Here is a 22,955-nt window from a genome sequence, read left to right on the forward strand (position 1 = left end):
TTATGAGCCGATAATAACATCATTACCGTCGGGAGCGCCCCATGCCCAAAATCCTGAGAAGAATGGCCCGCAAAGCCGGCATGCCCCCCGGTTCCCTGGTGTCTCACGAGGAACCGGGACAGGCACCGGCCTGTATCACCGTCATTCGCTATAGCGACACCGACTTCGTCGAAAACGAGTTCGATGAGTTCGCCCAATGCCTGCCCCTCGACCGGAAGGAAGGCGTGACCTGGATAAATGTCAATGGCGTCTCCCATGTCAAGACTCTGGAAAAGCTGGGAGAAAGCTTCTCAATTCACCCCCTGGTGCTGGAAGACATTTTGGACGTCGAGCAGCGGCCCAAGATCGAAGACTATGACTCGTATCTCTTCATCGTCTTGAAAGCCCTCAGGCACCTCTCTGATGACCGGGAGATCGACGTCCACTCAGATCAGGTGAGCCTGATCCTGGGGTCCGATTACGTCATTTCCTTCCACGAAGACGGCGGTGATCTCTTTGCCCCCATCCGGGAACGGCTCCAAAAAGGCAAAGGCCGCACCAGAAAGCTGGGGGCCGATTACCTGGCCTATAGCATCATTGACTTGCTCGTGGATAACTATTTCGTGGCACTGGAAGCCTTCAGCGAAAAAGTGGAATATCTGGAAGATGAGGTGGTGGTTAAGCCCACACCCCAAACCCTGCGCGCGGTGCACCGCTTCAAGAATGACATGATCATGTTGCGTAAGTCCCTGTGGCCTTTGCGGGAAGTGATCTCCCGGCTGGAGCGGCGCGAATCGCCCCTGATCAGCGAAAATCTCACCATGTTCCTCAAGGACGTTTACGACCACACCATCATCGCCATTGAGACGGTGGAGACCTACCGGGATATCCTGTCGGGGATGCTGGATATTTACCTCTCCTCCATGAGCAACCGCCTCAACGAGATCATGAAGGTGTTGACCATCATCGCCACCATCTTCATGCCCCTGACATTTATCACCGGGTTTTTCGGCATGAATTTTAAATTTATGGCCGAGTTGCACTGGGAATACGGGCAATCGCTCTCCATACTATTGATGTTGGCGATCACGGGTGCCATGCTGTGGTACTTCCGAAGAAAGCACTGGATTTAAGCGCCGCTGTGGGCTCAAACAGCGATGCTTTCTCCTGCCTGTAGGGGCGGGGTCTCCCCGCCCTGGGTTAGATTTAAGGGGATTTAAAGATCAACGCTCACCCTGAATTTCCAGCCAAGGCGGCGCCTCCGGGACATATGCCAGGTCTTCATTCCCCCTTGCTTCCCGGAGGTAACATCCCTATAATGAGATAAATTTCATTTACAAGCGGCACCGGAGGCACCAGTTCTGACCAACCCGGCCTCCCATCTGGGGGGCATTTCCGGGCCCCGGCCTTCAAAAGGCTCATCGAGTGAAAAAGCTCTATGACCAGCGGGAGGTGTCCAAGCTCACCGGCATCTCCGAAAGCCAGATTCGCTACTGGGACCGGCAAGGTCTCATCACCCATCTGGAAAAAGACCGGGGCCGCCTCTGGTTCGACTTCCAGAGCCTGGTGGCCTTCCGCACGGTCAGGGATTTGCGCCTGCAGGGCGTGTCTCTCCGCAAGATCAGGAATTGCGTGGAAAAACTACGCAAAATCATGCCCGGCCTCAAACAGCCCCTGTCTGAGGTCCGGATCTCCTTGGTCCAGGATCAACTCGTGCTGGGCAAAAACCGCCGCCGCTTTACCCCGGAAGGCCAGTTATTCATGGATTTTGCCGGGGAGGAGATCGCCAAGGTGACCCGGGCTACGGAAGCCTCCGACGAGCTCTTCTTTCAAGCCCTGGAAGATGAAGACGCCGGACGGCTGAGCGAAGCCCGGGAAAAATATGAAAAGATCGTGGCGATGACCCCGGACCATGTGGACGCCTTGGTGAACCTGGGCACCATCCTCTTTTTGTCGGATGCCGAAACCGCCGCAGCCTCCCGCTACCTTCAGGCCCTGGCCATCAACCCGGATCACGTCGAAGGCAACTACAACCTGGCCAATCTCCTGGAAGGGCAGGGGGAACTGGATGCCGCGGTACTTTTTTATAAAAAGGCCGTCCAGGCCGAACCGGATTTTGCCGACGCCCACTTCAATCTGGCCATGGTCTTGGAGGCCCTGGGAAACGCCGCCCGGGCCCGGGAACACTGGCTGCGCTACCTGGATCTGGACCCCGAAAGCAAATGGGTGGATTTCATCAAACGGCGCCTGGACGAACCCTGATCTTTCCAGGACAGTATTTATCGGGGGGAACCTGTGTGTCATCCCTCAAGGGGCAAGGCCTCTCTCGATTTTCTCAAGGCATATGGCTGCCGAACCCAAAGATAGGCCAGTCCTCACCCTGAAACGGGCCTACGCGCCACCCTCCCCGGCAGACGGCTTCCGGGTCCTGGTGGAGCGCCTCTGGCCTCGGGGCCTGACGAAAGCCGACGCGGCCCTGGACCTGTGGCTCAAAGAGATCGCCCCCAGCCCCGAGCTGCGCCAGTGGTTCGCACACGATCCGACCAAATGGGAGGAATTTTGCCGCCGTTACTGGGCCGAACTTGCGGACCGGACAGACGCGGTCAAGCTCCTCAAGGAGAAACTGCGCCAGGGCAAGGTCACCTTGGTGTACGGCTCCAAAGATGAGACCCACAACGCCGCCGTAGCCCTGAAAGAATTTCTGGAAGGAGCCTTTTTACTGAAAACCGAAAACTGAAAACCGAAAACCATATAAAGAACCGGGAGGTAATCCCATGCAGCGGCTCATAACCCTGGGGTGCGTCATCGCAATAGTTCTTACCTTCACCGCCGTATCCGGCTCAGGAGGACCCACCATGCAGATTACATCCAGCGCCTTTCAAGCTGGCGGCAAAATTCCCCTACAATACGTCATGCCGGGCGCGAGCGGCAAAAACGTCTCCGTCCCCCTAACCTGGTCCGGCGCCCCCGCGGGCACCCAGTCCTTTGCCCTGGCCATGGTGGACCCCCACCCCGTAGCCCGCAACTGGGTCCACTGGCTGGTGGTCAACCTGCCCAAAGACGCCACCTCTATTCCCGAGGGAGCCTCCGGCAAAAATATGCCCGCGGGCGCGGTAGAATTACAAAACTCTTATGGCAAACCCGGCTATGGCGGCCCCCAACCCCCGTCCGGCAGCGGCGACCACCCCTATGTCTTCACCCTCTTTGCCTTGAACGCGCCCAAAGTCGACCTGCCTAAGAGCACTAACCTGGCCGCGTTCAAGCAAGCCCTGGAGGGCAAGACCCTGGCCACTGCCACCATTACCGGCTATTTCGGCAGGTAAGGAAAAAGGTCCGGCTCCCCGGGCGTCAGGCCGCAATGCTGCGTCTGCCGCCGCCTCTGAAGGTCAACGCCGACTGTGGGCAGCTCTCCACGCACAGACTGCACTTGAGGCAGTCGCCGTGGTAGCGCATGGCTGCCTGGGCCTTCAATTCCACCGGCGCAAGTTGCATCGGGCATTTTCTGGCGCATAAGTTACATTGGGTGCAGAGCTCCGGCGCCATGAGCAGCGGGCGCCGGTTTTTCCCCACCCAGCTCGCCATGGTGCCGATGGGACAGAGATAGCACCAGGTCCGCTGCTGCCACACCACGCCTAAAATTACGGCCATGGTGGTGGTAACCGAAAGCATCAGCACGAAAATGCCGCCAATGGCCCAGGGGTCGGGCCAGCGCCGGATAATCTGCCAGGTCAGCAACCCCATGAGGCCGGTCATGACGCTGAGGCGCAAGGGGGCCGAGCGCAACACCTTGGGAATCTGCCGCTTCCGGCTGATTTTAGCAAGCCAGGCATCCTCGAACGATCCCCGCGGGCAGAGCCAGTTGCACCAGGACCTGCCCCGGAAGGCTGCCAGCCCGATACCCACAAGCATACATATTGGGATAAAATATCCCACCAGGGGATAGAGCCAACCAGCGCCCAGGACCGCCAGGAAGGCCGTCCCCACTACCGTCTGCTTTATCCGGCGGCGCCACTGCGCCTTGTCCATCCTGACTTTTCTCTTCTTGTGGTCCTTGCTCATCTCAACCCGCTTGACGCCCTCCGGGTGCATCCGCCCCTCCTGCACCGCCCGGTATATTTTTCCTCTCATGGTTATGAGATCCCCCTCAAGATTTAATGTTTCAATGATTAGAATTAATGAAACTATGAAGCCAAAAAAAATCTCAATACGAACCTTAGATAATATCTCCTCCCTCCGGGGCCGCCACTGCACCATTTCCAGAGTCCATGAGCCTTTGGGAAAACGCCTCTTTCGCGGCCAGCACTTCCATAAGCACCTGGCGCATGATCTTACAGGCTTCGGTGATACGCGGGGTGACAAGGCGGTAGTAAATCACAGTGCCCTCCCGGCGGGTCGCCAAGATGCCTTTTTGCCGCATCACACTCAGATGCTGGGACAGATTGGCTTTAGCGACCTTAAGGGCCGAAACCATCGCGCCCACGGAAAGTTCCTGCCCTTGCAAAAGGTTAAGAATCTGTAGCCTCTTGGGGTTCGCCAGGGTCTGGCAGATATCGGCCTGCATCTCCCAGAGCCGCAAATCCTTCGGATCACACCCCTGATCGGCAGGCCCCTTATTTTCATTGTTTCGAATCATCTTAACAATATAGTTTGGGAAAATTATCCTGTCAAGCGCCCCTGACAAAATTCGTGATCAAAAATGAGCTCGGCTGAGGATAGGTGCCAGGAAAGAGAGGCCTTATACGGGCCGCTCTTTGGTCGGCTTATCGATTCTTAATCCCGGCCCCGGCAAAGATTTTTTCGATTTCTGCGGCCGGCTGCGGATGGCTGCAATAGAACCCTTGCACGATATCGCAACGCAACAGTCGCAAGATTTGATACTGTTCCTTGGTTTCCACCCCTTCGGCAACGGTTTTTAAACCCAGGTTGTGGGCCATGGAGATGATAGCCGTCACAATTGCTGCGGCGTCGGGGTCGCTGGTGATGTCCTTGATAAAAGAGATGTCGATCTTCAGGTAATCAATGGGGAACTTTTTCAAATAATTCAAAGAAGAATAGCCGGTGCCGAAATCATCAATGGCGATGCCGAATCCCATTTCTTTGAACTGTTTCAGGACCGATCGGGTGAATTCTACATCCTGCATCAAGGCGGTTTCGGTAATTTCCAAAAAGATATAGCGGGGATCCATACCCGTTTCGTTCATGACCCGTTCCACCATCGTCGGCAACTCGCAGCAGCGGAATTGGATCGGGGAGAAGTTGACGGACACCGGCACCACGGGATATCCTGCCGCCAGCCAGGCCTTGATCTGCCGCCAGGTCTCCCTCATGGTCCATTCGCCCACTTCTCTGATAATCCCGGTCTCTTCCAGCACCGGGATAAAGGTCCCTGGGGGGAGCAAGCCATATTCCGGGCGCTGCCATCTGATGAGGGCCTCCAAGCCCACTAATTTATCGTTGTCTATTTGGAAATATGGTTGATAGTGCAGAACGAATTCTTCCTTCTTGGTGGCTTGAAAGAGTTTTTTCCCCAGAGCGACAAACTCTTCCGCTATGATGTTCATACCGGGATTATAAAACTGATAGTTATTGCCCCCGAGGCTTTTCGCCCGGAAACAGGCGGTAGTGGCATTTTTCATAAGTGTCACGTGATCTGTGCCATCCTGGGGATAGATGCTGACCCCGATGCTTGACGTGACGATGATTTCCTCGCCATTTACCTTTATGGGTCGGGAAGCCGCCGCATTGATTTGCTCAATCATCATGACGACATCATCAGGATGATTCAGGTTCGCCATTACTAAAGTGAATTCGTCACTGCCCACGCGGCCTACCGATTCTCCTTCTCCCAGGGCGCCCACCAGCCGAGCCGCAGTTTCTTTCAAAATTTTATCCCCAATATCGGGACCAAAGGTGTCGTTGAGAAATTTAAACCGGTCCAGATCCAGGAATAAAACGGCAACCACTTTCTTGTTGGCTTCGGCTCGCGCCAGCGCCTGCTTCATCCGGTCCTTGGCCAGGTTGCGGTTGGGAATACCTGTGAGGGCATCATAATAAGCCAGATGATTGAGGCGTTCTTCTAAGTTGAGCTGCTGGGTTATGTCTTTAGCGGTGGCCAGATAGTGGGTTATGATCCCTTGATCATCCCGTAAGGGGGTGATCGTCATGTCGAGATGAAAGAGTTCGTGGTTCTTTTTCCGATTGATGAAAATATTCCGGTAGGTATTGCCCGAACTGATTGTCTGCCATAATTTTTGGTAAAAACTCGGATCGTGTTTCCCGGACTTAAAAATCGCGGGGCTCTTCCCGACCAGGTCTTTTCTCGCATAGCCGGTGGTGGCTGTCACCGCCGGATTGACATACTCAATTGTGCCTTGCTTATCGGTAATCATTACCCAATCACTGGCTTGCTCCACGGCCATGGAGAGCTTACGTCTCTCTTCTTCGGCCCTTTTCGTTTCAGTGACGTCGTGGACCGTGCCCACCATCCGCTGGGGCTGACCCCCTTCGTCGAAATAAACCTCGCCCTGGCTCTGTACCACCCGTACCGTGCCATCCGGGCGGACCACCCGGTAGTTGAGCTCAAAAGGGAGGTTTTTCGACAGGACCCGGCTGACAGATGACTTCACCGTATCCCGGTCTTCCGGATGAATTAAAGCGACAAACTCATCGTAACTTCCGCCAAATCCCTCCGGAGTTAAGCCGAAGATTTGATAAATCTCGTCCGACAATGAAATTTCATTCTTAGCAAGGTCCCAATCCCAACTGCCAAAATGGGTAAGACGTTGAGCTTTGGCCAAAATGGCCTGGCTCTTATGGAGGGCGTCGGCGGCCCGCTTCCGGTGCGTGATATCCTTAATAATTGCAGTAACAAACCTTTGCTTCTGGGCGTACCAGATGGAGAGGGACATCTCCAGAGGAATTTTACTGCCATCCTTCCTGCGGCCTGTGATCTTAAGGGTGTCCCCGGAAGGGGCGGTCTCCCCCAGAACAAGCAACCGCTCGATTTCTTGTTGAAAGTTGCCAACGTGGCGGTCGCCGATCAACTGGGAAAAGTCCAGGCCTCGCAATTCCTCTTCCAAATAACCGAACATTTTCTGAGCCCGTTTATTCAAGAAGATGATTTTGTCCGTGGAGTCGGTGGTGATGACGGCGTCGTTGGAGATTTGCACCCCGGCCCGCCAATGTCCTTCCCGTAGTCTGGCGTTAGTATGCGGGCGTTCGGCAAGGTCATGGACCATGGCGCTGTGGAATTCTGTGTTCCCGGATGCATCCTTGTGCGCGGTCAAACTCACCTGGACCGGAAAGACCTCGCCGTTTTTCCGCAGATGCAGGGATTCATAGCTATGGTAACCGTTCTCCCGAGACCGTCGTATATGTTCATGAAATTCCTGCCGGCTCCCCGGTGCCACCAATTCAGGCAGGCGCTGGCCCTGCAGTTCCTTCACGGTATAGCCATGGAGCCGGGCAAAAGCCGGGTTCACCATGAGCAGTTCATGGCTGGCCGCATTACTGACGGCCCAACCCCACGGAACTTCCTGTAACATCTGGGCGAAATCCGGTCTCGCGCTCAAAATCTCTCCCCCCTACAACAGAAGCAATCAGCGCATTACTGAGGAATTGGCTGATTGATTATTTGCATTGGTGAGGCCTTGGGCCTCTCTGATTGCGTCGCAATCTTGCACGCCTCTGCCCAAAAATGGATTACAGAACCTCTTGGCAAGGAAAATCCAATGGACATACAAGGTGATAATTTTATTTTTGCATGAGCCGGACCTACATTATCGGCTGATTAATAAAGTGGTTTTTCAGAAGGGCCTGGACCACTTTCCGGGCATCCACTTGGTATACGCCATGTCTTACAGCGTCTCCCAAGCGGGCCACCTTCTCGGTCCGTGCCTCTGAGGGCTGATAGTAGTCAGGATGGCGGGCAAAAAAGAGGTGAAATATTATATGATTTTCTTTCACTTCGGCAACCTCGCTACCTTAACCCGAAGGCATTAGGCCGGTGGTTTTGCGTCCTTCCCTTTCGGGAGAGTTTGCCATTTTCCGTGGTGAGAAAGTTTATCAGGATTTTTTTTAAAATGCATAAATTTGGGGTTTTTTTATACGGGCGCTCTTGGCCCCCCATCGAAAAGGGTCTTGGGGACCTTTTTGAATTTTGGGTGCACCGTACCTTAGAACTCGGGCACTCATTGAAATCTATCGGCTTGATGTGCAGTTTGATTAATTTTTGATACATCATGATCATTTTTTTAGAGGATAACGCGTCCAAAAGAATATCAAGGAGCAATATTTTTTTTCGGGTCAATACCTCAATAATGAAGTGCGGGGAAACTCACGGGGTCCAATTTTGACATGGAGACGGTTATTCATCCGGCTCCATAATATACGAACACATATGCCTCATCATTGATGTCAATCACCAGGTCGCCGCCCCGGGATTCGGCATAGGTGAGCCAGGCGGGCTTGTCTTCCGTGCAGCACGTCACCTGCGGGGAGAACTCGCCAGTGCCTCCGTTATACCAGGCCAAAAGCATGGGTTCCTCCCCGGTCTCCCCGGCACGCCGGTCGGCCAAGGTCCGGGCCCGGGCAAAATCCAGTTCACCCGCCACCCGTAGGTGGATAGGGTCCTTCAACATATCCCTTTTCAAAGGGATGCATTCGGCCATGTGACCTCCCGGGATAGTTTTCTGTCCAGATCTTATCTTCGCAAACCTTCAGACCTAAGGTTAAGGAATAACACGCCAAAAGTAAAGCTTGGAAGGGAGGTGATTGCCATTGATATTGGCACCATGAATTATTAATATCAAAAGGGAATCATCTGTATTCGACGCCGGAGCCGCACCGGGGGCTGCCGGCACGGGAAGACCAAGGTTCCCGGGTAATTGCCATGAACATTCTGGTGCGACCCTTACAAGAAGCCGACCTGCCTCACGCCCACCGCGTCTTCCGGCTGGCCTTCGGCACCTTCAACGGCCTGGCAAATCCCCTCGAATTCGGCGGCGATATCGACAAAATTCGCACCCGCTGGCTGGCGGACCCGGCCGCGGCCTTTGGCGCGGAGGTTGACGGCGCCCTGGTGGCCTCAAATTTTGTCACCCATTGGGGCAGCGTCGGTTTTTTCGGCCCCCTGACGGTAGACCCGGATTATTGGGACCGGTCCATCGGCCAGAAACTTTTGGATCCCGCCCTGACCTTATTCAACACCTGGGGCTGCCGCCACACCGGCCTCTACACCTATTCGTGCAGCCCGAAGCACCTGGCGTTGTACCAGAAATTCGGCTTTTGGCCCCGGTTCCTTACGGCCATCATGTCACTAAAAATCCGGTCCCTCCGCCCCCAGGGGGAGGTCAGCTATTATTCTCAGGCCCAACCCCATGAGCGCCCCGGGCTGATCAAGGCCTGCGCCCGGCTCACCGACGCCATTTATTTCGGGCTGGATGTGCGCCGGGAGATCCATGCTCTACAGAGCCAGGAATTGGGCGATACTCTGCTGCTCTGGGACGAGTCGGGACTGGTGGAGTTTGCCGCAGTGCACTGCGGCCCCGGCTCCGAAGCCGGCAGCGGCGCCTGTTTCATTAAGTTCGGAGCAACCCGCCCCGGACCTCGGGCTCAGGAATATTTCGGCCGGCTTTTATATGCCTGCGAAGTTTTTGCCGCCTCTCGGGGCGCGGCGCAACTCACCGCCGGAATGAGTCTGGCCCGCCAGCCCGCCTATGAGCAAATGCGGGCCAGGGGCTTTACCATCGACCTAGTGGGCGTGAACATGCACAAACCCAACGAACCGGGCTACCACCGCCCGGATGCGTTCGTCATCGATGATTGGCGATAGCATCTTTGATGCTAAGTTAATCTTCATTGAATGCCTGAAGCATCCCGTCCTGTAGGGGCGAAGTCTCTCCGCCCCGGGTTAAGGAGTCGGGGGCTCCAGGTTTCAGATAACCGTGGAGATCAGGCTTCGACTTTCCTCCTCAGGGGCAGAAGGGCCAGCCCGATCAACCCCGAGCCCAGAAGCAGCACCGAGGGCGGTACCGGGACACAACCGGCAAAGCCGTCATTGGAGCAGGTAGCAGTGCCCCAATAGAAACTCCAGGGCTGGGACAGTTCGTCCAAACCCGACAGATCGATATCCACCTGGTTGTTGAGGCCACCGCTACCAATGATCCAGGTTATGGTGGCGATGTCCCAATCAGTGCTGGTGCCCAAAGTGGGAGCTGGTTTGGGGTCCGCCTCATCGTAACGTCCGCCGTAAGTCAAGCCGTCCAGAGTCGAGAAGATATCTTGGGAAGTGGTGATGCTTAAAGGTGCTTCATAGGCGTAACCAAAGTCGGCCCGGGTTGAATCCAACACAATGGCATAGTCCCAGCTGCCGTCACAGCCCACATCGATGAAGAGGTCGGCAGTTTTTACCGCGGTGTTGACCGAGCCATTTTTGCCAGGGTTCCAGTTGGTAAAGATGGACAAAGTATCGCCACTCCGGTTAGCCCCGAAGGTGTTGAACAGGTCGGCATTGCCGATGACATCTGTCCAGGCCGCGCCAGTGGCGCTGTTGCCCCGCCAGGGCTGCACCAGGGTGTTGTCGTCGATGTCATAGGCCAATGCGCCGCCGACACAAAGCCCCAAGACCAGTACCAACGCACATGCGAAGGAAACTATCGTTTTCATAAAACCTCCTGCGATTATCCAGAAATCAGATCTGGCCACCTCCTTCCCTGGAGCTTGTGGGGAGTGGGAGGTGCTACCTCTGCTGTCCATCGACTTGGTAGACCTGGCTTACCCACAATATGTTTTGCTTCCAAGACTATCTATTATGCATCACCTCCTCGCCCCCTTGAGGTCGTCAGCCGGAGCCATTTGCCCTTATTTTTTCCGGCAAGATGACACGGCGGGTAGGATTCCAAAGGGTCACAGTAACTTTCCCGGTAAACCTGAGGCCCCCGGCGAAATAGGGACGGAGACCTCACGTTTTGTCCAGGTCGTGCAGATTATTCAACAGCTTTCTGCCGGGGGATAAGACCCAGGCCCAAAAGGCCGGTGCCCAGCAACAGCATGGAAGGGGGCACTGGCACAGGATTGTTTTGCAGGTCGCCGCTCCCAACAATAACGGAACAGAATGCATTGGGAGGGATTACGGAGTTCGTAATGAATGACAGGTTCATCAAGCCTTCAAAAACCTGGCTTTCGGGAAAGCCGTAATACTCGACCAACTCTTCATTTTTGGTGTCAGTGATGTCCCCGAAGCCAAGCTTAAAGTATGTAGAACCTTGGAAAACCGCGGCAGAATCAAAACTGCCGGTTACCAGAACCGTAGTTATGTCGTTGATGCCAAGGGTGGGAATGGCGCCAGTGATCGTGAACGTGCCACCGGGGCCGAAGTCCCATTCATTGGAGCTGGAACCGGTAAGAGCGCCGGTGGTAAAGTTCAGTTCACCACTAAGGATGACCAGTTCATCCAAACTGTTCGACGTGGTGTCCACCCCGATGACACTCTTGACGGTAATGTTGGAACCGATGAGTGGGGTCGCTCCGCCCGCATAGGAAATGCTCGCGCCAGAGTGTGGCGGTCCGATAAAGAAATCAATATAATTCGCCTGGGCTGACATGGCGAAAGCGCCACACAGCACTAAGGCGAAAGCCAGGACAGTTAATATTTTTCGAGGTCTCAGCTTAAACAATTTTGCCATAATGGCCTTCCTCCTGAGTTAATCAATTTCGCTCTCCCGAAGCTGAAATTGAGGCTTTCCCCGGAGAATTTCCTTTAAATCAAGAAAACCCTCCCGCTCCCATGGGCCATATCGACCTTATCGACCACCCCCTTTGAAAAAGACGGGTTACCATCAGGGGAACCCCTGCTGTCTAATTTACATTTTAATTCGCTATGTTACGCCAATGCATCCCGCTCGTTTAGGTCCTGTCGCACAAGCGGCTGAACGTTTGGGCCACTTCTGGCGTTACCGGTCAAAATGCATTTATTGTGCCCCTTGCCCCAGGTATCGATTTAAAGGCGAGCAGACATTCTTCCCGAGACGATTTGAGAAGGCTTTAATGATGATCATTAATTATAAAATTTATTTATTAATAATATAAAATAATAAAAAATGTCTAAACCGATGAACAGCATGTCAGGGCAGGTGAACATGGTGCTTCGGAATCAGCGCGGTCCCCTGGTTTTTCTGCTCCACGACCGATTTATTGAGATTCATTCCCCAGACTGACAGCTAATCTGGACCATAGGCCCCTTTGACTTGAGTATCTCTTTGCCTTACCGAGCTTTTCCCGGTAAAATAGGGTCGGCTTAGCCTCGATGCGAAATTTCGCAAGATTGCCCAGCCGACGTGGAGGATTCATGAAGCTAACCCGGCGATTTATCCCGATCATCCTGGCCGCGGTGGCGGTGGTGGGTGTCCTGGTCTACTGGCTGGTATGGTGGGAGTCCCGGCCCCCCAAAAACATTTTGCCCTTGGAAGGGCATATGGAGGCCACCGAAACTGACCTGGCCTTTAAGGTGGCTGGCATCATTCAGTACATCTTTTTCCAGGAGGGTGAATGGGTCTCTATGAGCCAGGTGGTGGCCGGCCTGGAGGCCAAGGACCTGAAAGACGAGGTGGACCGGGCCCGGGCCACCCTGGCCGCCTCCAAGGCCAATCTCACCAAGTTTGAGACCGGCTATCGGCCTCAGGAGATCAAGGAAGCCGAGGCTCAGGTGGGCAAGACCAAGGCCGACCTGGTGAACAAGAAGTTGGATTACCAGCGCTACGAAAGCCTCTATCAAAGAAAAGTCGTCCCCGCCCTCACCCGGGACAAGTTCGAGGCCGATTATCTCATGGCCAAAGAATCTCATAAGAGCGCCCAGGAACAATTCAATATGCTCAAAGAAGGCTTCCGGGTGGAAGATATCGACCAGGCCCGGGGCCAGTTCAAAGAGGTCCAGGCCGGTCTGGAGTTGGCCCTTACCCGCTTGGGCTACGGCACCATCGCTTCCCCGGTAAACGGCGTGGTCCTGGTGCGGCCCATGGAACCCGGTATGACCGCCGCGGTGGGCGCGCCGGTCCTTACCCTGGGGGATATGGACAATATCTATTTCCAGGGCTACATCCCGGAAACCGACCTGGCCAAGGTCAAGTTCGGCATGCAGGCCTACGTTACCACCGACTCTTATCCCGGCAAGAAATACCCGGCCTGGGTCTCTTTCATCAGTGCCAAGGCGGAATTTACTCCCAAGACGGTGGAGACCCATAAAGAGCGGGTCACCCTGGTCTACCGCTGTAAGATCCGGGCGCAAAACCTCAACTACGATTTGAAGCCGGGAATGCCGGCGGAAGCGGTCATTCTCCTTGACAGCCAACCAGACCAGCAGCCTAAGCCCTGACCCTGCCATTCGCATCCAGGGGCTGACCAAACGGTTCGGGACGCTGACCGCGGTGGATCATCTGGACCTGGAGGTGGCTTCCGGAGAGGCCTTTGCCCTGGTGGGGCCGGATGCGGCGGGCAAGACCACCACCATGCGCATGCTGGTGGGCATCATGGACCCGGACGACGGTCAGGCCCAGGTCCTGGGTTTCGATACGGTCAAAGACTCGGAGGCCCTCAAAGAGCAGATCGGTTACATGCCCCAGCGCTTCGGCCTCTACGACGACCTGACCGTGACCGAAAACTTGGTCTTCTATGCCGACATTTACCGGGTCTCCCGGAAGGAACGGGATCAGCGAATGCCCCAACTCCTGGGCTTTTCCAACCTGACCCCCTTCCAGGACCGGCTGGCCAGCAATCTTTCCGGCGGGATGCGCCAGAAGTTGGGCCTGGCCTGCGCCCTGATCCACACCCCCCGGCTGCTCTTCCTGGATGAACCCACCTTTGGGGTGGACCCCATCTCCCGGCGGGAATTCTGGGAAATTCTCTATCGGCTCCTGGGCACCGGCCTTACCATCTTTTTATCCACCGCCTACATGGATGAGGCCGAACGGGCCCACCGCGTGGGCCTGATGCACAACGGCCGCCTGCTGATGGTGGATTCTCCCAAGACCATCAAGAGTTCCTTCCAGGGCCAACTCCTTCAGGCCCGGGCCTCCAACCTGTGGACGGCCAGGAAGGTGCTCGGCGATCACCCCCTGGCGCGCCAAACCCTGGCCATGGGCGACCGCCTGATGATCACGGTGGACGACGCTGCCGCAGCCGCGGGCCCCTTACAAAAAGTCCTGGAGGAGGCCGGCCTCACCGATATATCCATGGAGCGGGCCGCGCCCAACCTGGAGGACCTCTTTGTCCAGGTGGTCCGCCGGGATGAAAAAACCGAGGGCGAAAAGGGGAAAAGGCGAAAAGGCGAAAAAGGGCGGGATTAAAAGTTTTCTGTATGGTGCGCACAGCGCAACATGGGATTGCTGTCTTTAACGAAAAACCAAAAACCAAAAACGGTATTAAAACGATGCCGGACCAGGAAAAGGCCATTGTCGTAAAAAATCTCTCCCGCCATTTCGGGACCTTCAAGGCCGTGGACAACGTGAGCTTTGAGGTCAACCGGGGGGAGATCTTCGGCTTCCTGGGGCCCAACGGCGCCGGCAAATCCACCACCATCCGCATGCTCAACGGGCTGCTCCTGCCCACCAGCGGCGAGGGCCGGGTGGGGGGCTTTGACATCATCAGGGAAAACGCCCACATCAAAGAGAATATCGGCTATATGTCCCAGCGCTTTTCCCTCTATGATGACCTGACCGCCCAGGAGAACCTCACCTTTTTCGGGGGCGTCTACGGCCTGGACCCGGACCGGCTTGAGGCGCGCATCACCGAAGTGCTGAACCTGGTGGGGCTGGAGGACCGCCGGCACACCCTGACCCGCATCCTGCCCCTGGGTCTGAAGCAGCGCCTGGCTTTGGCTTCGGCCATCATCCACGAGCCCTCCATCCTGTTTCTGGATGAAGCAACCAGCGGGGTGGACCCCATTTCCCGACGCAATTTTTGGGACCTGATCTACGCCATGGCCCAGGAAGGCCGGACCATCCTGGTCACCACCCACTACATGGAGGAAGCCGAGTTCTGCGACCGGCTGGTTTTGATCTACCAGGGGCGCATCATCGCCCAGGGTACGCCCGGCGAACTCAAAGGCAAGGTGACGGAAACGATCTTGGCGATTTCTCCCGACAACCTGGACAACGCCCTGGCTTTGATCAAAAAACTCCCCCAAGTGTCCGAGGTCGCAGTCTTCGGGGACGGCCTTCACATCGCCACCCCCCGGCCCGACGAAACCGAACCGGCCATCGCCCAAACCCTGACCGCCAACCACATTGCCTTTGGCCGCATCGAACGGGTGCCCCCGAGCCTGGAAGACGCCTTCATTTCCCTGGTACAACAGGCCGAGGGGTAAGGAAGCTGTCAGCCAAGAAAAATCATGAATGCTAAAAACAGAAAACAGAAAACAGAAAACTAAAGCTGAAAGCTGACCGCTGAAAGCTGAAAGCTATCCCCCATGGACCTAAAACGCACCTGGGCCATATCCCGCAAAGAGTTGATTCACATCCGGCGGGACCCCATCAGCCTCCTGCAGGTCATCCTGCTGCCCATCGTCCTGCTTTTGCTCTACGGCTACGCCCTCACCTTCGACATCAAGAACGTCACCGTGGCGGTCTATGACCAGGAGAAAAGCCAGTTCAGCGAAGACTTTATCAACCAGTTCCGGGGCGCCGACTATTTCCGCTTGGTGAAATTCACTCAAGATTACGATGAGTTGAAGCGTATGATCATGGATCATCGAGTCCAGGTGGGCATCCTGCTGCCCTTCGATTTTTCCCGGCAGTTTCAAACGGGGCAGACCGCCTCCTGCCAGGCCCTGGTAGACGGCACCGATTCCAACACCGCCAACATCATCCTGGGGTACATCCAGGCGGTGACTTCCGCTTATAATCAAAAGCTCCTGGCCCAGCGAATCATGGCTAAAGGGCCAGGCCGCGGCGAGATGCCGGTGGATTCCCAGACCCGCTTCTGGTTCAACGAGGATCTGGAGTCCCGCAACTATATCGTCCCGGGGCTCATTGCCGTGATCATGACGGTGGTGGGAGCCCTGCTCACCGCCCTGACCGTAGTAAGGGAGTTGGAGCGGGGCAGTATGGAGGGCCTCATGGCCACCCCCCTCAAACGCACGGAACTGCTGTTGGGGAAGTTGGGGCCCTATTTCCTCATCGGCATGTTTGACATGGCGATGGTTATGGGGATGGGCCAGTTTCTCTTTCAGGTGCCCCTCAGGGGCAGCCCCCTGCTTATGATCGGCATGTCGGCCCTCTTCCTCATCGCCACCCTGGGACAGGGCCTGCTCATCTCGGTGACCTCCGAAAACCAGTTGCAGGCCTTTCAATCGGCCATGCTCACTACCTTTCTACCGGCCTTTTTGTTGTCCGGGTTCGTATTTTCCATCTATCTGATGCCCGTCCCCTTCCAGATCGTCTCGTATATCGTCCCGGCCCGGTACCTGGTGACCATTTCCAAGGGCATCTATCTCAAGGGCCTGGGCATGGAGTATTTGTGGCCCAGCGCCCTGATGCTGGCCGGGGCCGCCACCTTTTTTGTGGTCTTGTCCATCAAGAAGTTCGTCAAAAAGATCAGATGAACAACGCCCTGAAATCAGCCTAAGAGGGGAAAACGATGGAAAACCCGCTGACTCTGTTTATCGGTACTTTTACCACGATGTTGGCAGTCGTCAATCCCCTGGAATCCCTCCCCATTTATCTGAAACTCCTGTCAGGGCAGGATGAACAGGCTCACCTCCGGGTCGCCCGCCTTTCCTGTCTTTATGCCACGTTATTAATTTTTTTCTTTCTGGTGTTCGGTACCGTCATGCTGCAGATCTTTTCAGTATCGCTCAGCATGGTTCGCATCGTCGGCGGCATCATTCTGATGCGCATCGGGTTTTCTCTGTTTTTACCCTCCCCTTCGGGCGGGGTGCTTCATACAGGAGGGAGCGGTGCCAATGGGCAAGAATTGGACATCGCCTTCGTGCCGTTGGCCATGCCGCTGATGTTCGGTCCGGGAGTCCTGGCCACCGTACTGGGCATGTGTTCGCTGGTGCGCCATCCCATCACCGAGTTCACCTCACTGCTCGCCATATCCTTCGCCTGTCTGGCTGCGATGTTCGTCATTTACCTGACCCTGGCCTATGCCAGGTATCTTATGCGTCGCCTCGGCGCCAAGGGGATAGACGCCGCCACCCGTATCGTCGGCTTTTTCGTTTCCGCCATGGGCATGGGGCTGGTCTTCCATGGCATAATCGAGGCCTTGCAAAATTATCATGTTATCCCCGTGGGATGACGGCCGGCAAGACCGTGCTGTCGTCAGGTTGTTTTATCGGCATACTGAAGACTGAACGCTGAGAGCTAATCGCTATGTTTCGCCGCATCCGCCATATCATCATCAAAGAATTCATCCAGGTCCTGCGGGACAAAAAGCTCCGCTTTTTTCTCATCGTGCCGCCTTTGGTGCAGCTCCTCACTTACGGCTACGTGGTCAACTTCGACATCAAAAAAGTGGCCGTGGCCGTCTTCGATGAAAGCCGTACCATGGAATCCCGGCAGCTCATCGACCGCTTCACTTCTACTGACTGGTTTTATGTCAAGTACTTCGTCAACAGCAAAAACGAGATTCTCCGCCGCATCGACGCAGGCGACATCACCATGGCCTTATGGATTCAGTGGGATTTCGCCACCCGGATGCGCCAGGGCAAATCGGGCAAGATCCAGGTGATTGTCGACGCCACCGATTCCAACGCCGCGCTTATCGTCAACCGTTATGCCGGTACGGTCATCGCCACTTACAACCAGGAACAACTGGAGCAGCGCTTTAACAGCAGAGGCCATGATTGGGTCGGCCGTTTCAGCCTCCCCCTGGAGGTGGAGCCTCGGGCCTGGTTCAACGAAAACCTCATCAGCCGGTTCTCCATGGTGCCCGGAGTCATCGCCATGGTGGTGCTCTTGATCAGCCTGATGCTCACGGCCCTGTCCGTGGTCCGGGAAAAAGAGATCGGCACCCTGGAGCAAATCCTGGTGACCCCCATCCGGCCCATCGAGTTGATGCTTGGCAAGACCATTCCCTTTGTCATCATCTCCATGCTGGAAGTGGTCATGGTTACTATAGTCGGGGTTTTGTGGTTCGAGGTGCCCTTCCGGGGCAGCATCATAGTGTTGCTCCTGGGCACCCTGGCCTTTCTTTTCAATTCCGTTGGGGTGGGATTGCTCATTTCCACCATTTCCTCCACCCAGCAGCAGGCCATGATGGCCGGCAACCTCTATTTAACCCCGGCCATTCTCTTGTCGGGGCTGGTCTTTCCCATCGCCAACATGCCGGTGTTTTTCCAATTACTGACGAAACTTAACCCCTTAATGTACTTCATCGTCGTGACCCAAGGGGTCTTCCTCAAGGGCGCCGGTCTGGCCCTGCTGTGGCCCGAAATGCTCTCCATGACCGTTTTAGGCCTGGGCATGCTGGCCCTGGCCGTAGCCCGCTTCAAGGTCCATCTGGCGTAAAAGTTTGGGAAAATCCACTTTCATTATTCTGGATAAAAAGGAAAATAGTTATTATACTAACTGAAAATGGGTCTATATCTGCTTAGGAGCCGGGGCTCTAGATATCTCAGGCTCGAACCATTATAAATGAGTTATTTTTGACACCCTTGAAATCTCGACTGAACCCCAATAATTTCCCCTGGCTGGTTGGCTCCACGGGTTTGGCCCGAGCCGCCCTGGCTGTCCTTATGATTGCCTGTCTGCAGTTCACCTCCTGCTCCAGCGAAAAAAAGAAGCCCGCACCCCCGCCGGTGCCGGTCCTGGTGGCTACCGTGACCGAAAGGACGGTGCCCGTGGAATTAAAGGCCATCGCCAACGTCGAGGCCTACTCCACCGTATCCATCAAGTCCCGGCTGGCAGGTCAGTTGGTCCAGGTCAATTTCAAGGAAGGCCAGGACGTCAAAGCGGGGGAGCTCCTTTTCGTTATAGATCCCCGCCCTTATGAGGCGGCTTTAAAGCAGGTCCAAGCCAACCTGGAAAGAGATAAGGCCCTGGCTAACAAGGCCAAGGCCGATGCGGTGCGTTACGCCGAGTTGATCCGCAAGCACTTCGTCAGCCAGCAGGAGTACGACCAGGCTAAGGCCACCGCCGAATCCCTGGGCGCCACGGTTAATGCCGACCAGGTGGCCGTGCAAAATGCCCAGCTCAATCTCAGTTATTGTTATATCAAGGCCCCCATCAGCGGCCGCACCGGCGCCCTGATCGCCCAACAGGGAAACATGATCAAAGAAAACGCCGATACCGCCATGGTGATCATCAACCAGATCCAGCCCATCTATGTATCGTTTGCTCTCCCCGAGCAGAGCCTGGCGGAAATCCGGAAATACATGGCGGCAGGGAAAGTTCCGGTGGAGGCCATCATTGCCAAACAGGAGGACAACCCCGAGGTGGGCGTCCTCACTTTTATCGACAACACCGTGGATAAAGCGACGGGAACCATCTTGTGCAAGGCCACTTTTGCCAACGAGCCCAAACGGCTGTGGCCGGGCCTGTTCGTTAACGTGGTGGTGAAGCTCGCCACGCAGCCCCATACCGTTCTGGTTCCCTCCCAGGCTATTCAAACCAGCCAGGAAGGTCAGATCGTCTTTGTGGTGAAACCCGACCTTAGCGTTGAAGTGCGTCCCGTGGAAGTGGACCGTAATATCGATGGCGAAATCATCATTAAGAAAGGGCTCAAACCTGGGGAACAGGTCGTGACCGACGGCCAACTGCGCCTTTCGCCCGGAGCCAAGGTCCAGATCAAGAGCGGGCTCTAAAGGTCCTTGGGCGGCCCTATGCACTTCACCGAACTCTTTATCCGCCGGCCGATCATGACCACCCTGGTCATGCTGTCCATCCTGATCTTCGGAGCCATGAGTTATCGCTACCTCCCGGTAAGCGATCTGCCCAACGTCGATTTTCCCACCGTCATGGTGAGTGCCACCCTGCCTGGGGCCTCACCCGAGACCATGGCTGCTGCGGTGGCCACCCCCCTGGAACGCCAGTTCTCCACCATCGCGGGCCTGGATTCCATGAGTTCCACCAACGCCCTGGGCTTGAGCCAGATCACCCTGCAATTCGCTTTGAGCCGGAGCATCGATGCCGCCGCCCAGGACGTCCAAGCGGCCATTGCCAAAGCCGGGGCCCAACTGCCGCCGGAAATGCTCACCCCCCCAACTTATCAGAAAGTTAACCCGGCAGACCAGCCGGTGCTCTACCTGGCTTTAACTTCCGACACCCTGCCGCTTTCCACCGTAGACGAATATGGTCAAACCCTCATGGCCCAGCGCATCTCCATGGTGAATGGGGTGGCTCAGGTCCAGGTTTTCGGTACCCAAAAGTATGCGGTGCGCATCCAACTGGACCCCAAAGCCCTGGCCAGCCGGGGGCTTGGCATCAACGAGGTGGGGGACGCAGTCAAGAGCCAAAACGTCAACCTGCCCACGGGGACTCTGTATGGCGCCCACAAGGCCGTTACGGTCCAGGCCACCGGCCAGCTTACCAACGCCGAGGCTTACCGGCCGCTCATCGTGGCCTACAGAGGCGGCCAACCCGTGCGCCTGTCTGAACTGGGCCGGGTGATCAACAGCGTCGAAAATGACAAGATCGCCTCCTGGTACAGGAACACCCGGGGCATCGTCCTGGCCATCCAGCGCCAGCCGGGCACCAACACCATCGAGGTTGTGGATTCAATCAACAAGATTTTGCCGGTCCTGCGGAGCCAGATTCCGGCGTCGGTGGGAATCTACACGCTGTATGACCGCTCCGCCACCATCCGGGAATCGGTGAATGACGTCCAGTTCACCCTGTTGTTGGCCCTGGGTTTGGTTGTCCTGGTGATCTTCCTTTTCCTGCGCAACCTGTCCGCCACCATCATCCCCAGCCTGGCGCTGCCCATGTCCATCGTGGGTACTTTTGGCGTGATGTATCTGTTGGGCTACAGCCTGGATAATCTCTCTTTGATGGCCCTGATCCTGGCGGTGGGCTTCGTGGTGGACGACGCCATCGTGGTGCTGGAAAATATCGTGCGCCACATGGAGATGGGTGAGAAGCCCTTTGAGGCGGCCCTTAAGGGGTCTCGGGAGATCGGTTTCACAATTCTCTCCATGACCCTGTCTCTGGCCGCGGTCTTTATTCCGGTCTTCTTTATGGGCGGTATATTGGGGCGTCTGCTCCATGAGTTCGCGGTGACCATCGTGGCCGCTATCCTGGTCTCCGGCTTGGTCTCCCTGACCCTTACCCCCATGTTGTGCAGCCGTTTCTTAAAACCGCCCAAACAAGAGCATCACGGTCGTCTCTACATGGCAACAGAGCGCTTTTTCGACGGCATGCTCCGGCTTTATGATACCACCCTGCAATGGGTTCTCAGGCATCGGCGGAGCACCATGCTGTTCTCCGGCCTGCTCCTGGTGGTCACCTTTGTGCTTTTCGCCATGGTTCCCAAAGGTTTCCTGCCCAGCGAAGACACGGGCTCCATCTTTACCTTCACCGAAGCGGCCGAAGGCATTTCCTTCGAGGCCATGGTTAAGGAACAAAAAGCGTTGATGGCCATCGTGTTGCAAAACCCCTATATGAAGAATTTTTTCTCCAGTGTCGGAGCCGGCGGCCCCAACGTGGCGGGCAATACCGGCCGCATGTTCATCCGCCTCATCCCCCGCAATCAGCGTCCGGGGGTGGACGAGATCATTCAGGACTTGCGAGTCCAACTGGCCACCGTCCCGGGTATCCGGGCCTATCCGCAGAACCTCCCGCCAATCCGCATCGGCGGTATGCTGACCAAGGGCCTCTATCAGCTTACCCTGCAGAGCCCGGACACTGCCGAACTCTTCAAGTATGCCCCCTTGCTTCAAGACAAGATGCGGGCTTTGCCGGGTCTGGTGGATATCAACAGCGACCTGCAGATCAAAAACCCCCAAGTGAACGTGGTGATCGACCGGGACAAGGCGGCCACCCTGAGGGTTTCGGCCCAGCAGATCGAGGATGCCCTCTACTACGCTTACGGCTCCCGGCAGATCTCCACCATCTATGCCCCGAACAACGAGTATCAGGTCATCATGGAACTGGAGCCCCGTTACCAGTTGGACCCTACGGCCCTGCAATGGCTTTACGTGAGGTCGAGTGACGGGCAACAGGTGCCGTTGAATGTGTTGGCCAACTTCACCCAGACCCTGGGACCCCTCACCATCAACCATGCGGGGCAGCTGCCCGCGGTGACCATCTCCTTCAACCTCAAGCCCGGAGCGGCCCTGGGGGATGCCGTGGCCGCGGTGCAAAAAGAAGCCCGGCAAATGCTGCCGGCCACCATCAGCACCAGCTTTCAGGGCGCGGCCCAAGCCTTCCAGGCCTCCATGCAGGGCCTGTGGCTGCTGCTGGCCATGTGCATCCTGGTGATCTACATGATCCTGGGCATCCTCTACGAGAGCTTTATCCACCCCGTGACCATCCTTTCGGGTCTGCCGTCCGCCGGGGTGGGCGCCTTGTTAGCCCTGTTGCTCTTTCACCTGGACCTGAACATCTATGGCTTTGTGGGAATTATTATGCTGGTGGGCATTGTCAAGAAGAATGCCATCATGATGATCGACTTCGCTCTGGAGGTCCAGCGCAACGAAGGCAAAACTCCTAAAGAAGCCATCTACGCCGGAGCCCTGGTCCGCTTCCGGCCCATCATGATGACCACCATGGCGGCGCTCATGGGCGCGCTGCCCATCGCCTTAGGGTTAGGCGCCGGGGGCGAATCCCGCCAAACTCTGGGCATCTCGGTGGTGGGCGGCCTGTTGGTCTCCCAACTCCTCACCCTCTACATCACCCCGGTCTTTTACCTGTATATGGAATCCCTCCAGAAAAAGGCCGGCAAATTCTTCCGCCGCCGCACGAGCCTGGCCAGCCAGCCAACTGAGTTCCTCCCCACCCCGGACACCTCACCTTTCGATCCGCCCAAAAAGCTCCGCTGAGTCT

The 22,955-nt window shown here is 56.1% G+C and carries 19 protein-coding genes and 1 riboswitch; of the genes, 13 read left to right on the forward strand and 6 right to left on the reverse strand.

Annotation, left to right across the window (positions count from 1 at the left end; genetic code table 11):
- The first annotated feature begins 41 nt into the window (after window positions 1-41).
- From corA to WC600_10140, 4 genes are all read left to right on the forward strand, one after another.
- Window positions 42-1,112, forward strand: coding sequence for a magnesium/cobalt transporter CorA (gene corA, locus WC600_10125; GenBank protein MFA4903091.1), 1,071 nt, complete (start codon window positions 42-44; stop codon window positions 1,110-1,112).
- A gap of 292 nt (window positions 1,113-1,404) precedes the next feature.
- On the forward strand, window positions 1,405-2,241 hold the full coding sequence (locus WC600_10130; protein MFA4903092.1) for a tetratricopeptide repeat protein: 837 nt from the start codon (window positions 1,405-1,407) through the stop codon (window positions 2,239-2,241).
- Between the two features lie 82 nt (window positions 2,242-2,323).
- Complete coding sequence (locus WC600_10135) at window positions 2,324-2,716, forward strand: DUF488 domain-containing protein (protein ID MFA4903093.1); 393 nt, start codon at window positions 2,324-2,326, stop codon at window positions 2,714-2,716.
- A gap of 37 nt (window positions 2,717-2,753) precedes the next feature.
- Entirely contained in the window at window positions 2,754-3,302 is a 549-nt protein-coding gene (locus WC600_10140) for a YbhB/YbcL family Raf kinase inhibitor-like protein (GenBank protein MFA4903094.1), read from the forward strand.
- A gap of 25 nt (window positions 3,303-3,327) precedes the next feature.
- Here the strand turns inward: WC600_10140 and WC600_10145 are convergent, their stop codons facing one another.
- From WC600_10145 to WC600_10160, 4 genes are all read right to left on the reverse strand, one after another.
- A complete protein-coding gene (locus WC600_10145; protein ID MFA4903095.1) occupies window positions 3,328-4,107 on the reverse strand; it encodes a 4Fe-4S binding protein in 780 nt (259 codons plus the stop codon).
- Between the two features lie 85 nt (window positions 4,108-4,192).
- Window positions 4,193-4,612, reverse strand: coding sequence for a metalloregulator ArsR/SmtB family transcription factor (locus WC600_10150; GenBank protein ID MFA4903096.1), 420 nt, complete (start codon window positions 4,610-4,612; stop codon window positions 4,193-4,195).
- A 127-nt stretch (window positions 4,613-4,739) separates the two neighbouring features.
- Window positions 4,740-7,550 carry a PAS domain S-box protein gene (locus WC600_10155; protein ID MFA4903097.1) on the reverse strand — a complete coding sequence of 937 codons (2,811 nt, stop codon included), beginning with the start codon at window positions 7,548-7,550 and terminating at the stop codon, window positions 4,740-4,742.
- Between the two features lie 394 nt (window positions 7,551-7,944).
- Window positions 7,945-8,030: riboswitch (cyclic di-GMP riboswitch) on the reverse strand.
- A 318-nt stretch (window positions 8,031-8,348) separates the two neighbouring features.
- Window positions 8,349-8,648 (reverse strand): AF1514 family protein, encoded by a 300-nt coding sequence (locus WC600_10160; protein ID MFA4903098.1) that lies wholly within the window; start codon window positions 8,646-8,648, stop codon window positions 8,349-8,351.
- Between the two features lie 221 nt (window positions 8,649-8,869).
- Here WC600_10160 and WC600_10165 point away from each other — a divergent pair, with 221 nt between their 5' ends.
- A complete protein-coding gene (locus tag WC600_10165; GenBank protein MFA4903099.1) occupies window positions 8,870-9,811 on the forward strand; it encodes a GNAT family N-acetyltransferase in 942 nt (313 codons plus the stop codon).
- Between the two features lie 119 nt (window positions 9,812-9,930).
- Here WC600_10165 and WC600_10170 read toward each other — a convergent pair whose 3' ends face one another.
- A complete protein-coding gene (locus WC600_10170; GenBank protein ID MFA4903100.1) occupies window positions 9,931-10,644 on the reverse strand; it encodes a hypothetical protein in 714 nt (237 codons plus the stop codon).
- Between the two features lie 320 nt (window positions 10,645-10,964).
- A complete protein-coding gene (locus WC600_10175; GenBank protein MFA4903101.1) occupies window positions 10,965-11,663 on the reverse strand; it encodes a hypothetical protein in 699 nt (232 codons plus the stop codon).
- Between the two features lie 662 nt (window positions 11,664-12,325).
- On the opposite strand from WC600_10175, the gene WC600_10180 reads away from it, so the two are divergent.
- The 8 genes from WC600_10180 to WC600_10215 all read left to right on the forward strand — a co-directional run bounded on the left by WC600_10180 (window position 12,326) and on the right by WC600_10215 (window position 22,951).
- Window positions 12,326-13,348 carry an efflux RND transporter periplasmic adaptor subunit gene (locus WC600_10180; GenBank protein MFA4903102.1) on the forward strand — a complete coding sequence of 341 codons (1,023 nt, stop codon included), beginning with the start codon at window positions 12,326-12,328 and terminating at the stop codon, window positions 13,346-13,348.
- Entirely contained in the window at window positions 13,314-14,318 is a 1,005-nt protein-coding gene (locus tag WC600_10185) for an ABC transporter ATP-binding protein (GenBank protein ID MFA4903103.1), read from the forward strand. Before WC600_10180 ends, WC600_10185 begins: the two co-directional genes overlap by 35 nt.
- Before the next feature lie 83 nt (window positions 14,319-14,401).
- Window positions 14,402-15,337 (forward strand): ABC transporter ATP-binding protein, encoded by a 936-nt coding sequence (locus tag WC600_10190; GenBank protein ID MFA4903104.1) that lies wholly within the window; start codon window positions 14,402-14,404, stop codon window positions 15,335-15,337.
- Between the two features lie 102 nt (window positions 15,338-15,439).
- Window positions 15,440-16,573, forward strand: a complete 1,134-nt coding sequence (locus tag WC600_10195; GenBank protein MFA4903105.1) for an ABC transporter permease — start codon at window positions 15,440-15,442, stop codon at window positions 16,571-16,573.
- Between the two features lie 35 nt (window positions 16,574-16,608).
- Window positions 16,609-17,271, forward strand: coding sequence for a MarC family protein (locus WC600_10200; protein MFA4903106.1), 663 nt, complete (start codon window positions 16,609-16,611; stop codon window positions 17,269-17,271).
- 74 nt (window positions 17,272-17,345) lie between these two features.
- Entirely contained in the window at window positions 17,346-18,482 is a 1,137-nt protein-coding gene (locus tag WC600_10205; GenBank protein MFA4903107.1) for an ABC transporter permease, read from the forward strand.
- Between the two features lie 146 nt (window positions 18,483-18,628).
- Window positions 18,629-19,777 (forward strand): efflux RND transporter periplasmic adaptor subunit, encoded by a 1,149-nt coding sequence (locus WC600_10210; GenBank protein ID MFA4903108.1) that lies wholly within the window; start codon window positions 18,629-18,631, stop codon window positions 19,775-19,777.
- A gap of 18 nt (window positions 19,778-19,795) precedes the next feature.
- Window positions 19,796-22,951, forward strand: a complete 3,156-nt coding sequence (locus WC600_10215; GenBank protein ID MFA4903109.1) for an efflux RND transporter permease subunit — start codon at window positions 19,796-19,798, stop codon at window positions 22,949-22,951.
- The last annotated feature ends 4 nt before the right edge of the window (window positions 22,952-22,955 follow it).

This window comes from Desulfobaccales bacterium, assembly GCA_041648175.1.
Taxonomy (GTDB): domain Bacteria; phylum Desulfobacterota; class Desulfobaccia; order Desulfobaccales; family 0-14-0-80-60-11; genus 0-14-0-80-60-11.